A 16,304-nucleotide genomic window follows, 5' to 3' on the forward strand; every position below is an offset into this window, starting at 1 on the left:
TCTTGCGGGTTATTGATTGTCTTTCTCAATTGACAGTGATGAAAGATATTGGAGCCGGATATCCGTTCTGGCTCCATATTTTGATGATTATTTTTCCATAGGCCTATTATCTACATTATTGTTTTTCCTGTTTTTTTCGCGTATCCATATGATGTTTGTCCCGTCATTGAATATTGATTCGGTATCGGTAACGAGTCCCAGCATATGGAGTATTTGCTGAAGGGGTTCATCCTTGCTGAACCGAGCCGAAATTGGGTAGTTTTTAATTTTACTATTGTCAAATTGTATCTGGACATTGTACCGACGCTCAAGAATGCGGGCGACCTCCTCGAAGGTTTCCATATCGAAAACGAGTTCACCACTCTTCCAAAGGCTTGTACTGTGCGACTCTACCGGCTGACTGGTAAACCTGCCAGTGGACTTCTGATAGGATAGTTGTTGATCCTTTTCCAACTCTCCGATTACACCGGCTGAATCGGATACAGACACTTTTCCCGAAGATACTGTGATTTCAACGTCAGACTGTTCAGCGTACGCCCTGATAGTAAAGGACGTCCCCAGCACCCGGGTGGTCAACGATCCGGCATGAACGATAAAAGGTTTGGATACATCTCTCTTTACATCAAAAAAAGCCTCCCCGTTTAGAAAAATTTCACGGGTTTTCCCGGAAAAATTGTCGGCATATTGAATCTGGCTTTCCGAATGGAGCCATATGGTACTTCCATCGGGAAGTAGCACTTCTTTGAGTTCACCGTTATTCTCCACATTTACGAAGGCTGTTGAGCGCTGCTGAGATAGCGTGGCTATCCCGATATAGCCAAACCAGCTCAGGGCGACGAGCAATGAAGCTGCTGCTACACGGACAATGGGCGCTTTCTTCCACCAACGAGGGGTCGGGAGGGAGTAGTTATTTGCTTGAGAGGCTTCTTCTCTAATCCGCCCAAAAACCATCGCTTTGCCTCGTGCTAAACGCTCGGGATCTGAGGCAGGTTGACTTTCAGCCCACGCCCGTTTAACCTGCTCGTATAGTCGTTGATTTGCTTCGGAGCTATTTATCCATGAGGCCAATACAATATCCTCGTCCGTCGTGCTCTCATTAGAAAGGTGCTTCGCAATAAGTTCCAGAATTTCACTGCCCCCCATTTAATTCGCTTTTATCAGTAAGATCCTTTTTTGGATATTTCTTCCCGACCTAGTCGATTAACAAATTATTAAGAATGGAACAACTTTATGAGATGAAAATTTGTAATGCGGCTTGTTTAGGATATGTTGTTCAGCAGCGAACTTATACGGGGGCGCAGGTATTTAATAGCGAGACTTATTTGATTGTGTACTGTTTTCTCCGAAATATGCAATAACGTTGCAATCTCTTTATAAGACAAAGATTCGAACCGATTGAGTTCAAAAATAACACGCCGTTTTTCGGGGAGTGTTTGAATCAGGTTCTTAATGTCGCAATTAAACTCCTGTAGTGTGAGTTGTGTCAAGGCGTTCTGTGGATCAACTACATCAGACGTCATGGTATCCAAAGGAACTGACCTCGATGAGGATAGATTTTTCTTTTTTTTTAAAGCTTTGTTTTTGACGGCTGTATATATGTACGATTTAAAATTGGTATGGATTTCCAGCGTCATGCGTTTAGTCCATATGGTATAGAACACATCGGCCACAAGCTCCTCTGAAGTAGCCATATCTGCGATAAACACATTACAAAAACTACATAATGGAACAAAGTAATGGTCCATTAATTTAGATAGAGCCTGCTCATCCCCTTTGCGGAGTCGTGATAGTAATTCGTTTTCTAGGACGTTATCCTGCATATCATTTCTGCACTTTGGTTTGACGCCAAGGATGAAGTTTTTGCAAAATTAGTTTATTAGGGGGTTGTATAGGTTTCCATTCAATTACTGTTATATTATCTTTCGATTAAACAATAGCTCCGCTTGTCGCCCCAATTTCCTATAGCAGAAATGACAGGAATTAGCGACTCGGCTGATCTCAGCAATCCACACAAAAAGTCGTAAACGAAGTATTGTAATAGTTTGGTAAGTTGGACATTTTGCCAAACAACTAGGATTCTAGAGAATTAATTTTGGCGTAACATGCAGTACCTATCTTTGCTGCCACAAAAATGCATACATGGCGGATTTGGTAGTGCTAGCCGAAAACATTCGAGACGATAACCCAAAGGCTTTCGACCGTCTGGTAGATACCTATTGGGAGGATCTCTACCGCCAGGCATACGTACGTCTGCGCGATCAGGCTGAGGCAGAGGATCTCGTTCAGGACCTCTTTGCCGAACTATGGGAACGTCGAAATACAGTGACCATCACTACGTCTTGGTCGGCTTACCTCCGGTCAGCGCTAAAATACAAGGTGATCAAACGTGCCGCGCTGCGCCAATTACACCAAAGTAGCATGGAACACCTTGTTTTGCACATGGAGCAATTTGAAGACAAAATATTGGATCTCCTCTCTGCCGGAGAAGTACATCAAACGCTTGATGCGGCCGTAGCCCGCTTGCCCGAGAACATGCGTAAAATTTTTCTTATGCGTGCTTCGCATCTAACGGTCGCTCAGGTTGCCGAAGCACTCGGTCTATCCGAGCAAACCGTCAAAAACAACAACTCCGAAGCTTTGCGGCGTCTTCGCCGTGTCATTGCCGAACAGCATCCGCACATTCCGCCTTCTTTTTATGCGGCGCTGACGCTGTTTATATTAAATTAACAATTTCACAATATTTTATTGAAGTACCATTGCCTGTGTTTCCGCACTACTATAGTAGAACAACACGATAAAAGTGAAGATCAGGAAACTACAGGATTTACTTAAAAAATACGACGCGGGTACCGCCAGCGAGGCTGAACGTTATATCGTAGACGAGTGGTACGAAACCTTTGATCAGCCGCCAGTCGTGCCAGGCCTCCAAGACGAACACAGTAAAAGAGCCATCCGGGCGCGGATTTGGCAACATCATCCACAGCGAAGGATACATACACCTTGGTATCTGCACCCCCTATTGAAAGTGGCGGCGAGTATGATCGTTGTAGTGAGTGTGGGACTTTTGTGCTATCAAAGCCAAATAGGTCAAAGCTTGCTTTCTTGGAAAAACGACACGCAACAACATGGCGCTCCACGGCAGATCACGACGGGCGTCAGAAATCTGAAGCGCATACTGCTGCCCGACAGCTCTGCTGTATACCTTAATGCAAATTCGGTATTGGAAATCTCACCTGCTTATAACAAAGATAACAGAGCTATACAGTTGACAGGAGAAGCATTCTTTGAGGTCAAAAGCGACACCTCGCGGCCCTTTATTGTAAACACACAACGGCTGTCCATACGTGTATTGGGAACGTCTTTTAACATCCAGTCTTATGAAGATCTGGAACAGATTAAGGTCGCTGTGCGCACTGGTAGCGTAGCGGTAAGGCACGATACAACCGCATCGCTAGCGAAATTAACCGCAAATGAGGAGCTGACGTATCATAAAAATGAGGGTAAATTCCAGATTGGGCAGGCATCACTGACGCATGTGATGGCCTGGCGTGAAGGGCGGCTGATCTATCATCAATCCAGCTTCAAAGATGTCGTCCGGGGATTTCAGAATCTTTACGGTATAAAGCTCAACACACAAGATCCGGAAGTCGCTTCGCATTTGTACACACTCACACTAAAGCCTACGATGAACAAAACCGAAGCCATATCGCTCATGTGCACCATCTTAAATAAAAAATACAAAGAGGAGGAAGACGGAACAATAGCCATTTATTAACACAAACAGGCGCTGCAAAGTGCGGCACCTGTATAATGGATGGGCTGTAGCAAAGTTTGGTCGCTGCACTACAGCCATCATCTGCGGTAATTATATTAATCACTCACGCTCCAAAAGTACAAAAATCACGGCGATATGTCGCCGTGGCCGGAGCAATATATTTTTAACCAAATAATGAATTTACGTATACCATTAGCCCGGAAAGTTATGCGCGTCATATTGATTACAACGATATCGATCATTTCTGCCAGCCAGTTTCTAATGGCCACGGACAGCTATGGGCAGCTCTTGGAAAAACGTGTTGACCTCACCTGCGGCTCGACGGATGCCTTTACAATCATCCTTGAAATCCAGCGTACCACGGGTGTGGATTTTGCATTCACCAATAGCCTGGGGCTCGAGAAAATCAACTATAAAGAGGTTAGGTTTAAAAACCAAAAACTTGGAACGGTGCTGAGCAGCCTCTTTGAAGACAAACATATTGGTTTTGTCGAAAAGGCTGGAACCATCATGTTGCATAAATTACAACAACCGGGCCACATACAGGGCCGTGTCGTTGATCAACAGGGGAATCCGTTGGCGGGTGCCACGGTGTTGATCGTTGAAAACGGCAAAAATTATCCTACGGATACAGATGGACGCTACAGCGCAGCACTGCAACCGGGACAATACACACTGGAAGTTCGTTATGTTGCCTATGCTACGCAGCGACTGACACCAGTGACCGTAACTGCGGGGCAACGGGTAAACCGAGACATCATTATGGCTCCCATCTTAAATGAATTGGCTGAGGTAGAGGTTGTGACGGCGTTGGGTATCAAACGAAAGGCACGATCTCTAGGTTACGCTGTCGACGAGATAGGCAGCGAAGACATGGCTAAAGTACCTCAGGAGAATGTGGTCAATGCGCTAAACGGGAGGGTAACAGGTCTTCGCGTCGTCAATCCCACTTCGGAGCTCAATAGCGAACCTTTCGTCCTGATCAGGGGCTATACCTCGCTGTCTGGAAACAATTCTCCTCTCATAGTGGTCGATGGTGTGCCGACAGGTACCGATGTAAGTGTGCTGTCCGATCTGAGCGCGGACCATATCGAAAGTGTAAACGTGCTGAAAGGACCTAGTGCAGCAGCACTTTATGGATCCAGGGCCGGCAACGGGGTGCTATTGGTAACGACTAAAAAAGGCAAGGATAGTCGTGGGCTAGGCATCGACTTCAATACCGCATATACGGCCACGGTTCCATATCAATATATCCCACAGCAGCAGCGCTTTGCTAATGGATCCAACGGCAATTTTGATCAGACCAGCAACCTGTGGTGGGGGCCTGAAATGGGTACGGAAGTTGTCCGGTTTGGAAGCGATGGAGCAAGCCCCTTGACGGCACATCCAAATAATGTCAGCGATTTTCTGGACGTCGGAAACAGCTTCATCACCAATCTAGGGGTAAGCCACCATAGCGAGAAGATCAATTTTTCCCTATCCCTGTCGGATACCCGCGCCACGGGTATCTACCCCGGCACTAATCTCCGCAAGGACGCCGTCAGTATTTTCACGGAATATGCGATTAACGAAAGGCTTAAAGTGAGCATGAATTTTAATTACCTTAATTCAGGTTCTGACAACAACCGCGGACTATCCTACGACAATTACCCCTACGAGGATCTGTACTTCACGCCCAATTGGCTGAGTATTCATGACCTCAAAGACTACTGGGCCGAACCTGGTGCCAGCCAGTCAACATGGGCGCGGGGTTTTAACAATCCATGGTTTACGGCCAATGAAAATATCAACACATTCAAAAAAATCAGACCCTATGGCAATATAAAACTCGATTGGGCGATTACACCTCATTTAAGCTTAATGACGAGAATAGGAGGGTTTAACGAGTCGTACACTACACAAAACCGTACCGCCATTTCCGAAAAATCATTCCCGGAAGGTGCTTACGCCTACATCGGGAGAGAATCGCAACAGCTGAATACCGACTTCTTATTGAATTACAAAAAGGAGTTAACAGACCTAACCATCAACCTATCCGCCGGAGGAAACCTTTTCTTTCAAAACAATACAGTATCCAGCATCAGCGGAGAACGGCTTGAGCTGCCGGGTTTGTATACGGCAGGAAACATCGACCGGGCTGCAGTACAGTACGGGGTAGGCCAGGCAAATAAGCGTATTCCGAGTTTGTATGGCCTCGCGTCTATTGGGTATAAAAATCTGCTATTCTTGGAAGTGTCCGGTCGAAATGATTGGTCCAGTACGCTGCCTGAACACAACCGCTCCTACTTCTACCCATCCGTATCGCTAAGTGCAATCGTATCGGACATGATCAGGATGCCCGCGGCGGTCGACATGCTTAAACTAAGAGGTGGCTGGGCGCAAGTAGGTAAGGATACCGATCCGTATGCCTTGTCGATGGTATTATCCAAATCGACATGGGGCGGCAAGACCACCTATGTGCTGCCGGGTACGCTGCCTACGCAAAATCTCTTGCCGGAAAGTGTTATTTCATCTGAAGTAGGTTTCGAAGCCGATTTTTTCGGACGCCGTCTGGGGCTCGATGCGACCTATTACCAATTGGAAAACAAGAACCAGATCTCCCGCATTTCGGTTACAGGCGCTACGGGCTTTACCGCCACAAATGTGAACGCAGGCATTGTCAAAAACAACGGTATCGAGGTTACCTTGCGGGGAGTACCTATTCGGCGTACCAATTGGCAATGGGATGTGGCCTTTAACTTCACCAAGGAAAGCAGCAAACTCACCAAGCTCCCTGAAGGAGTGAGCAACCATCAATTTTGGTCGCGCAACAATATCTTTAGCCAAACAAAGGTTGATGGAACGGTTGGAGACATGTGGGGACCTGACGTGCTGCGGGTAACTGAGGGCACCTATAAAGGCTGGCCCCTGCTGGACGGCAACGGTTATGTACAGCTCAACCCGGAATATATTCACCTGGGTAACGTCAATCCGGACTATACACTTGGCCTCCAAACCAACCTCTCGTACAAGCGGATTTCATTATCCGCTAGCTTTGACTGTCGCCAGGGTGGTGAGTATTATTCGGAAAGTATGAAACGTCTTGCACGGGATGGCCGCACAGCGAGTTGGTACAAAGGCAACGGTTCCAGCACATTCAGTGGCATTCTAAACAATCACTCCTTTGCCGACGCCGCCCAGCTAGCGGAAGAAATTCGGTCTAATCCGGACCTATACAACGCAATGGGAGGACTTACCTGGGTCGGTGGAAGAAACGCGGATCTCGGCGGCTTTGCGCATGGAAACAACGAATTGGCCAACGGCGCCTTCTTTCCTGGTGTGATTTCCGATGGCAACGGAGGGTATCTTGAGAACTTTGGAGCAGATGGCACACGCTATTTTCGTGCGGATCTCATTGCCGATCCAGGAGCAGGATACTGGAGCAAGGGTGTGCAAAGCTGGATTTATGACGCCTCTTTTATCAAGCTTAGGGAATTGACGGTGGCCTACCGCCTGCCTGAACCCCTCGCAGCCCGTTTGTCCATGCGCGGTCTCACGCTCTCGTGGTATATGCGAAACGTCATTTTGTGGACGAAAGCCAAAAACAAAATTGATCCGGAATCCACCATGATGAATGGAAATAGTCAGTTTTCATCCGGCAGCAACTACCTGATGGGATTCGACAGGGCTTCCTTCTATCCGTGGTCCATGAATATGGGCCTAAAACTTAGTGTTCAATTTTAATCTTGACGTATGAAACCGAAATTTAATATCACTCGCCTTCGCTTTTTTTCAGGACTCATGCTACTGGTCTTTGTGTTGCACAGTTGCAAGGAAAACCTCACGGAATTGAATATGAATCCCAACGCATTGACGGACGATAAAGTAAATCCTGCATTTGTCCTTTCCGGTGTGCTGGCCCGTACAACGACCAGCCTGAGTAATCTATCGTTTACGGGAAATGTGACTCAATGTGTTATCCCGCAAGCAATGCAATATACTCAACGCGATTTCCTGGAATTTGTGGTGTCCAATCAGTTTAGCTGGAATGCTGTTTCGTCGGATTACAGAAGCATGCATCAACCATTATCAAACGCTGAATATTTAGAGACCCGCGCCAATGACAGCCCGGACTCGCTCTTTTTGAAAGGTGCCGCGCTGACGATGCAGGCATTCTGGTACGGAATCCAGACAAGTCTATGGGGCGATATTCCGTACACAGAGGCCAATAGGGGCAGTGAATTCCTGCAACCCTCGTTTGACGAACAGCGCAACATTTTCATCGGTCTGCTGCGTGATCTCCAGACGGCAAACACCTATTTCCAACGGGTGGACCGTGCTGTAGGTACGGTGGTTGCGGATGCCGATTTGCTGTATGCAGGAGATGCGCTGCGGTGGCGGAAATTTGCGAACTCGTTGCGCCTGCGCTACCTGATGAGGCTTTCGGCCAAAGCAACGGAAATGAAGGCCTTGGGCACTGATATCAGCCAAGAATTTGCATCGATGGTTGCGGATCCAAGCAACTACCCGCTCCTGCTCCAGGCGACTGAAAACGCATCGCTGGCCTTTCCCGGTACTAATGCCGCAGATTCGTATCCAATGGGCCGGCTGAATGCACCAAATGATCACGAATTCTATCGCATAAAAGCTGCAGCCACCCTGGTGGAGTTTTTAACAGCGCAACGGGATCCTCGGCTGGTCGCCTGGATTCAGCCGGTCGCGGTCCAAACCCTAGTGCGTGATAAGGGCGCTGACGTCGTGATTGCCAAAGATACGGATGGTAAAGTAAAGCGCTTTATGCGCACGCTGCATCCGGGTATTGACACTTCCTTATTTGTGGGACTCAAAATCGCATTGTCCGACCCAAATGCCTATAATGGGTTTGACGCCAACCAGCTCCGCGAGGCCAACGGTCTTGATGGCTCCGTATATAACGGTGGGGCAGCGAATCCATTTGTTTCCTATCTGGCTCCAAAATTCCGCCAAAACACCAACCCAACCGTGAAGGCTGACATGGTCACGGCATCGGAAGTCCACTTCCTATTAGCGGAAGCGGCCGAAAGAGGATGGATACAGGCTGATGCTGAAGAAGCATACTTATCAGGCATTTTCGCCTCGCTAGAGCAGCATGGAGTTGCAGGAAGCGGTAGCACCATTTACAACCCGGAGACGCACGCGATTATGCCTTTCAACTCGACTGCCTTTCGCACTAGCCTAGCGGCCGAATACCGTAACAGCACCGATCGCTTGGAACTCATTATGGAGCAAAAGTGGGCGGCTGCATTTACCACATTGGAAGGATGGTTTGACTGGCGACGCACCGGGTATCCGAACCTCGGCAAAAATATCGTAGAAGGCCCCAAAGGGCAACAAATTCCGATAAGGTACATGTACGGCGACAGCGAACTGAATTACAACAAAGCCAATACCGACGCTGCCGTCAGCCGTCTGTCGCCTGCTACCAATGAACAGTGGTCAAAGATGTGGCTCCTACAGGGCACCGACAACCCATGGTAATGAATATATAGTTAAAATAAATCGATAATAACATGATAAAATCTCATTCAATATGCAAACTGATCTGCCTACTTCTATTCTTTTTAAATGCATATGCGGTATTCGCGCAGGAATTTAGGTCCACGCCCTATCCCGACCGAATTGTGCTGACCTGGTCGGGCGACCCCTCCAAAACGCAGACCGTGACTTGGCGTACCGACCTCTCTATACAGGATGCCAAAGCACAGATCAAACAGGAAGACTCCTCCCCGGATATGGAAAAATCTGTTCAGGAATATCCGGCGGTGTCACAGCCATTTACAGGCAACGGAGATGTTCAGGATCGCTACCATCATGTACAATTTTCCGGTTTAAAGCCGGGCACAGTATACGTCTACCGCGTAGGCGATAGCGCGCGCTGGAGTGAGTGGAATCAATTCCGTACGGCGGATGTTGCAGATAGCGACAGCAGTTTTTCCTTTATTTACCTTGGCGATGGACAAAATGATCTGAAATCAAGATGGTCACGTACCGTCAGGCAAGCATTCAGAGCACAACCGGATGCGCGCTTTATCATCCATACGGGAGACTTGATCAACCGCCCCAATACCGACACTGAATGGGGAGAATGGCACTACGGAGCCGGATTTATACACCGTATAATCCCAGCAGTACCCACGCCGGGCAACCACGAATATTTTCGGGACGAACAAAAACGCCTACTATTGGATCCGCATTGGAGCGCACAGTTTACCTTGCCGCAAAACGGGCCAGCGAATACGGAAGCCGTTTATTTTCTGGATTACCAAAAGGTTCGCATCATTGCGCTAAACAGTCAGTTGATCATGCTGGATTCGGTAGCAAGGGAGGCACAATTACGCTGGCTGGAGGATATACTCAAGAATAATAATCAGCAATGGACCATCGTCATGATGCACCACCCGGTCTATTCCACCTCCAAACGCCGCGACAATGCGGAACTGCGCGAGCTTTTTAAACCGCTATTTGACCAATATGGAGTCGACTTGGTTCTGCAGGGGCACGACCATACGTATGCCCGGGGCCGAGGTCCAGGTGCTCACGCCAAGGGACCGATGTACGTGGTTTCGGTTGCTGGCCCCAAAATGTATGAAAGCGATTCAGATCGCTGGATGGATGTAGCGCTGACCGAAACGCAATTCTACCAAACGATTCAAATCTCGGACAGGAATCTCGAATACAACGCTTACAAAGTATCGGGAGAACTGTTTGATTCATTTACCATCAGCAAGTAACGCAATCTTGTTTTTTTAAACCATCGCTTCCTCGTTGCATAGCAGGGAAGCGATGGTGTATTTAATCGCATATCCTTGCCGTTTATTACTTACTTACAGCTTGTTTTATTTTGTTCACTTCCTCGGTGAGTTGTGCTACTGATTCTACAGTTGCTTGCAGTTCAGCTATCTGCCGGTTTTTCTCTTGCAGCGCTTGTTCCATCGTTTCTATTTTTTTGTTCAATTCCTGCACTGCTTTTATTAATACAGGGCTTAACTTGCTGTAATCAACCATCCAGGGGTTGGCCTTGGCATCCTCCCCACCCACGCTGACAGCCTGCGGATACAATTCGTACAGCTCCTGCGCTATCAATCCGGTAGAGATAGTTTTTTCCTTGCTGGCTTTAAAATTGTAATCATATACCTTCATCTGACTTACAGTAGACAATCCGTATTGAGAGACACGGATATTTTCCTTCAGCCTGACATCTGAAGTAGTTTGATAAGTAACGCCCGATCCATTGTATTGAACTATGCCAACATGAGCACCACCTACCATGAAAGCCATAAAAGCCGAATTGGCGACAGTTCCAGCGGGTTTGGTAAGATAAAGCGAACCCCCTATTCCGGAACGCTGTATACTTGCAAATGCATCGCCGTTATCCAATGTCATAACTTCAAATCCATTATAATTGGAAGTGCCATGCCACATAGTTCCTGTCTGTGTGCCGGTGCCTGCCAAAATTCTTGTAGTTCCCCGAATATCCAGTTGGCTTTGCGGTCGATCAGTATTAATACCAACAAAACCGGGGCTGTGATTACCCGATATAAAAAGTGACTTTGGGTGCAATACAGCAGTTGGATCTATTACCTGCAAACGAATGTCGGCAGCGTTATTTCCTCTTAAAAAAGCATACTTGCCGCCTGTAGAGTCACGGTCATAACCAAATACGGCCCGTCCGCCGTTCACTATGATCGCGGCAGCCTTATCAAAATTCTGTCCGCCCAAAGGATCAAAGCGGGCCACAATATTATTGGCAACAGTAGTGCTTTCATCGGCAGTAGCCACTACATGCATCGTATTAACAGGGTTAGCGGTGCCAATACCCACCCTACCGCCGATATGGTAAATATCGGTTGAGTTGTCCCCCGCAGCAGTCGGAAACAGATTGCCTGCCTTCAACCAGTCGTAATCGGGATCTCCGGGGTTATTGGCGGGCACCCAGCCGTTTCCGTCCCAGTAATATAACCCTGTGCCTGTTGCAGGATAAGCTAATGTACCGACTATGCCAGCATTGGTGTTGTATACAACCATGCCATGAGCAGCAGTGCCGTTAGTCAGGCCCCATACAGCCGTGTTGGTCAAGGCAACCCTGTTGGGTAGAAAGCCTTTATCGGTAGCACCAAGTTCAAGGCTCGCATCACTGTTGGGGGTCGTAGTACCGATCCCGGTCTGGGCATGAACAGTTGTAATTCCTGCTAATAGAAGTGCGCATAGAAGTTTCATTTTCATAGATTGTGTTTTATTGATACTGAGCAATGCTTGTGTAAGTGATCGCTTGAACTAATATAGGACGTTTTATATAACTATTTACTAGTAATGCGTTGATTTTTATAAAAAGCTTATAATTTAACTGATATTAAAACACTTGTACACATTTGCTTACCTGGACGTTTGCGGGGCTGGCCAAGGCTGCGCTTGGTAGGATATTCAATACCCTGCTTCGCTAAAAATTTTTATTACCCGTTTCCAAATTCGTATCGTGCTCGCCAAGGTTAACCGCCTCAACCGAGTTGAACGGATCAGACAACACGTCGACCAAATCGCTACGCAAACACCTGTTTTCCCACTTCTTTTCGTTTCCATACATCCCCCGGTAGAAAAAATACTTGTCGCCGCTTTGGAATTCCACCCTAGCATACTGCAGTCCGATCTTATCGACCACTCGATATTTTACAGTCGTTGACTTTCCCCTAACTGTGATAGCAGCTTCGTCCATACTAACAAATGAGCCAAAGTCATCTGCTTTTACAACCCTGGATTTTGATCTTTCTCTCGCGGCAAAGTCATTCGCTGATTAAAATGTTCGAAAGGCAGACACTATAGCTGCGTGTTCGAAAACCTCTTCTGATCGCCTTGATCATCAAGCCACGATACCGGAAATGACTGTGAGAAAGAAAGGTCCGCCAGCGACTGGGCAATACGCATGGTTAAATCATGTGTATCCGTATTGTCTACGGTTATGTATAGATAGTTATAAGCGCTCTTTCTATGGCGGAATGCCAACGGCATGATGGGCCTCCCCACATTTTCATAATTAAAATCTTTTAACACCCCTACGATCTCAAGTTTGGTGGTATCATTGATCCAAACTTCCTGACCAACGGCGTCGGTTGGGGTTTTGAGCCCAAGCCCTTTGACCGCTTGCTCATTTACCAACAGGTACCGTTCGTCGCTCGACGGTGATGAAGCATGAAAGTTACCGTCCGCTACAAATTCCAGCTTCATGTCATGAATGAACGCCGCATCGGCATAGTAGTAGTTTAAAGGCGTCGCTTCCTGCTTACTGCTAAGCCAAACCGGAAAAGTATGGCCATTGTACTGAAATGAGGCGGGTATAAACTAATATCCGCGAAACAAGAACACTGCCATTATCAAAAGTGCTCAAGTGAGCTGAAACTTCAATTTCAAATGATGCACTGTCCGATTCCGGACAGTGCATCATTTGCGATTTCAAACAGTGTCGCAGCAATTTTTGAAACGTTGGCAAATATTAACAGGTGAATCGCTTCGTGCTCGCTCAACCGAGCTTGGTATTGCTGAATCATTGTAAGATCTGCGCCACGTCTTAGAGCACACGGGAACTTTCATAAGAAGTTGTAGGAATATTATGAGATGGGGTTGGTGGGGAGCACACTAATCAAGATAAAAAGACGTCACGACGCTGGCGTGATCTGAGGGCCAGAACAGTGGGTGAAAATCGAGAACATGGGAATAATAAGGCTGCAGTTTCGCACCCTTAGCGTAAATGTAATCGATGCGTGTTGGGCGAACTTCTCCTTTAAGCAGCCCATTATCATTGTACATCGGCGACCATGTAAATCCAGGTCGCATGGTAACGCTTGGATGACAAATACGGTACGAGTCCGTAAAGCCGGCATTCGTCATCAATTTGGATACCGGCCGTTCTAATATCACACCACCGTACAGCGTGGCGGTTTCGGCGGTATGATCCAGATGGGATGTGCTATTGAAATCGCCTGCCACGATAACAGAAATGCTGTCTGCATTTTTCACGTAGCTGTCAATTTCCGTTACGATCGATTTGAGTTCGTTCACCCGCCGCTCTTCCGCGGCATGAAATTCGTCCACCACCTCCGTGTCGTTCCATTTGGATATTGGAGGGAGACTGGGTTGATACCACAGCCACACGTTGAAAAAGGCCAGTCGTTTGCTACCGCCCAAATTCAAGATAGCCCCCCCGGAATAAAAGGGCTTATAGACCGCTATCGTCTCCTCAATGGGATAACGGCTTATGATGCTCAAGTTGTCGCTGATCAGGTAAAAATAGTAACCTAATGAGTCGGCAATAATAGCCCCGGAACCATAAGTTTCTATTAATCCCATAATGTCTGCGTCCGCTTGCTTCAGCACCTCACATATGCGCTCCACGCCTACATGCTGGCCGAACCGATGCCCCCCATGCCAAATGTTCCAAACCAGCACCTTCAGGCGGTCCGGTTTTGGCAGCTCCGGTTCGACTTGCCGGCCAAGGATTTCTTCGTAGTTGGTCCTCACCTCCGCTACGGTCAACGGGCGGTCATACATAGACGCTTCATCAACCAGCCCGTTGAACGCCGTCCACTCACCGCGGCTACCGAAATCATAATAGCTATCTGAACCACCGATAATTGTCCTGAACGCACTTTGCATGTTGCCGAGATTACCCTGCTCTAATCTGTAAATCGCCACATTCCTACCATCTTTATACATCCAGACCTCTTGACTCTCTCGATCGACAGAAATGGCCAACTGATGCCATTCACCATCATTAATAGCCTGCCGCTCGGCCGTCGGCTCGTAACTGTACGTAGTGTTTCCATCGCTCATGTTCCAATACCAAGCACCGTTATCTTGTGTACCTAAGCACCAACCCACAGAATCGCTAGTTCCAGCCTGTTTATTGGTCCAAATCGGCAATCCCTGATGAGCTGACCTTTTCGTCCGTATCCAAATGATTAGCGAGAAAGATTGCGCTGCAGAAAACGTCAAGCCTTGTTCTTTCTCCATGACAAATGGCGAACGAATGGGCGCGTCATTTGTGAGATTTAATGCTTTTCCCTTTATCCCTTCGGTGTACAGCGACTGATAAACATTTTGCAAAGAAACTTTGGTCGCATGATCAACAGACGCTCTTTTAAAGTCTGCGCGCCGCTCATCGAAAGATTCATGAAAAACCAATCCGTTTTCCGAACCTAAGGCCGGACACGCGTTGACAAACTGAAAACCTGTTATGCCCAATAAAAGAACCAGCCTGATTACTTTCGTCCCCATAGTCTTATTTAATTACGGTTGTTCTTGCCTTTCAACAGGTCCCTCACGCTCACACTATTTATTTCCCTTTTTTAAATGGATATCTACCTTAAGATGTTGATCACTACGCACAAAGGTAGATATCACTTCATACTCCAAAAGCTGAATCCCGTTTCTTGCCGCTATGGTCTGTGCTGAACGTGGGTGCAAAATCACACTGCCGCTGCCATCGCCACTTTTTAACTTCAATTCAAAATAAAGGTCACTGTTGTTTGCGATTTCGTAATAGTCGGTTACAGTGGTAATACCGGTGCTTTTATTGGTGTAAGACGTGCTATGCAGAGATGGCGAGACAGAAACGCAAGCATTAAATAATTGACGTAGGTACTCTTCTTTCCCGATAAGGTATTTGCTTGCCCAAGCTATTGTCCGACCGGCCTCCAAAGCCTCTCTGACACTATTCTCAGACTTTTCTTTGGCCAGCACCAACGTCATTGGCCGATGGACATAGGGCAGGTCAAAATTAAAATCATAGCCCGACACATTGTGAAGGTCTGAATTGGCCATAATCGCCAAGTCGTGATCTAACGCCCAATCTATGGCCTTCTTGTACAACCCATTAGACTGTGCATTCGCAACTTCTATTCCACCCAGCACCCTGGCTTTGGCCAAGCTATCCACAAAATGGGTCCATTCGTAAGATCCCGGTATGGCAGCATCTTGCCATCCGGGGTGATCCCAAAAAATAAAAGATTTTTGATCGTGAGCCCTTTTTATGGCGATCGCGTCCATTGCATTAGACTGATCCCTTTCATAGCCAGCCAGCTCGCCAACGAATAGCGCATTGAAATGCCCAGGAGGAGTTTTCCTGGTGATCTCCGCTCCCTTGATCAGGATTAGGTTTTTGCTTTGTACGGTGTTCGCTATCGACTCATATAACCTATCGGGGTCAGTATTCAGAATGCCCGAGTTCGGTGTAAACTCAATATGCTCTGTTATAGCCATAACATCCAAGCCCTCTTGCCACGCTTCTTGGATGCGTATCGACGGCCAAACAAATCCGTCAGAAAACACAGTATGCATATGGAAGTCCGCCTTTAAAACTTTATATCCATTGATATCAGGTATTTGAATCAATTTTCGCTGCGGTGCTTTCCGGAACTCGGCCAGTGAAATTGTTGCAGACGACTCCTGCCCATAAGCAAATGGGCCACCAGTCAAAGTTGCTGCTGTGAGCAGTAATAAAGAAATTTTAACAAGATACATA

Annotated in this window: 12 protein-coding genes; 5 read left to right on the forward strand and 7 right to left on the reverse strand. The window is 47.2% G+C overall.

From position 1 onward, the window contains the following. Positions 1-87 precede the first annotated feature (87 nt). Together ACFOET_RS18480 and ACFOET_RS18485 are read right to left on the reverse strand one after the other, a co-directional pair. On the reverse strand, positions 88-1,143 hold the full coding sequence (locus tag ACFOET_RS18480; protein WP_379025430.1) for a FecR family protein: 1,056 nt from the start codon (positions 1,141-1,143) through the stop codon (positions 88-90). Between the two features lie 116 nt (positions 1,144-1,259). Beyond that, a complete protein-coding gene (locus tag ACFOET_RS18485; RefSeq protein ID WP_379025432.1) occupies positions 1,260-1,820 on the reverse strand; it encodes an RNA polymerase sigma-70 factor in 561 nt (186 codons plus the stop codon). A 319-nt stretch (positions 1,821-2,139) separates the two neighbouring features. Between ACFOET_RS18485 and ACFOET_RS18490 the strand changes: the two genes are divergently transcribed. The 5 genes from ACFOET_RS18490 (at position 2,140) to ACFOET_RS18510 (ending at position 10,524) form a co-directional block, all read left to right on the forward strand. Continuing rightward, positions 2,140-2,727, forward strand: coding sequence for an RNA polymerase sigma factor (locus ACFOET_RS18490; RefSeq protein ID WP_379025434.1), 588 nt, complete (start codon positions 2,140-2,142; stop codon positions 2,725-2,727). A gap of 73 nt (positions 2,728-2,800) precedes the next feature. Next, positions 2,801-3,775: a FecR family protein gene (locus ACFOET_RS18495; protein ID WP_379025436.1), complete on the forward strand. Its 975-nt coding sequence runs from the start codon at positions 2,801-2,803 to the stop codon at positions 3,773-3,775. Between the two features lie 174 nt (positions 3,776-3,949). Then, a complete protein-coding gene (locus ACFOET_RS18500) occupies positions 3,950-7,498 on the forward strand; it encodes a SusC/RagA family TonB-linked outer membrane protein (RefSeq protein ID WP_379025438.1) in 3,549 nt (1,182 codons plus the stop codon). Between the two features lie 9 nt (positions 7,499-7,507). Beyond that, the gene (locus ACFOET_RS18505) at positions 7,508-9,271 is read left to right on the forward strand and encodes a SusD/RagB family nutrient-binding outer membrane lipoprotein (RefSeq protein ID WP_379025440.1); all 1,764 of its coding nucleotides are present in this window, start codon (positions 7,508-7,510) and stop codon (positions 9,269-9,271) included. Between the two features lie 32 nt (positions 9,272-9,303). Beyond that, entirely contained in the window at positions 9,304-10,524 is a 1,221-nt protein-coding gene (locus ACFOET_RS18510; protein WP_379025442.1) for a metallophosphoesterase, read from the forward strand. An 85-nt stretch (positions 10,525-10,609) separates the two neighbouring features. Here ACFOET_RS18510 and ACFOET_RS18515 read toward each other — a convergent pair whose 3' ends face one another. The 5 genes from ACFOET_RS18515 to ACFOET_RS18535 form a co-directional block, all read right to left on the reverse strand. Continuing rightward, positions 10,610-12,016, reverse strand: coding sequence for a tail fiber domain-containing protein (locus ACFOET_RS18515; protein ID WP_379025444.1), 1,407 nt, complete (start codon positions 12,014-12,016; stop codon positions 10,610-10,612). A 214-nt stretch (positions 12,017-12,230) separates the two neighbouring features. Then, on the reverse strand, positions 12,231-12,503 hold the full coding sequence (locus ACFOET_RS18520) for a hypothetical protein (RefSeq protein ID WP_379025446.1): 273 nt from the start codon (positions 12,501-12,503) through the stop codon (positions 12,231-12,233). Between the two features lie 101 nt (positions 12,504-12,604). Beyond that, a complete protein-coding gene (locus tag ACFOET_RS18525; protein ID WP_379025448.1) occupies positions 12,605-13,012 on the reverse strand; it encodes a hypothetical protein in 408 nt (135 codons plus the stop codon). A 408-nt stretch (positions 13,013-13,420) separates the two neighbouring features. Further along, complete coding sequence (locus ACFOET_RS18530; protein ID WP_379025450.1) at positions 13,421-15,058, reverse strand: endonuclease/exonuclease/phosphatase family protein; 1,638 nt, start codon at positions 15,056-15,058, stop codon at positions 13,421-13,423. A 54-nt stretch (positions 15,059-15,112) separates the two neighbouring features. Further along, a complete protein-coding gene (locus tag ACFOET_RS18535; protein ID WP_379025452.1) occupies positions 15,113-16,303 on the reverse strand; it encodes an Sb-PDE family phosphodiesterase in 1,191 nt (396 codons plus the stop codon). Between the last annotated feature and the right edge of the window lies 1 nt (position 16,304).

Origin of the sequence: Parapedobacter deserti, from assembly GCF_042646065.1 — a bacterium.
Taxonomy (GTDB): Bacteria; Bacteroidota; Bacteroidia; order Sphingobacteriales; family Sphingobacteriaceae; genus Parapedobacter; species Parapedobacter deserti.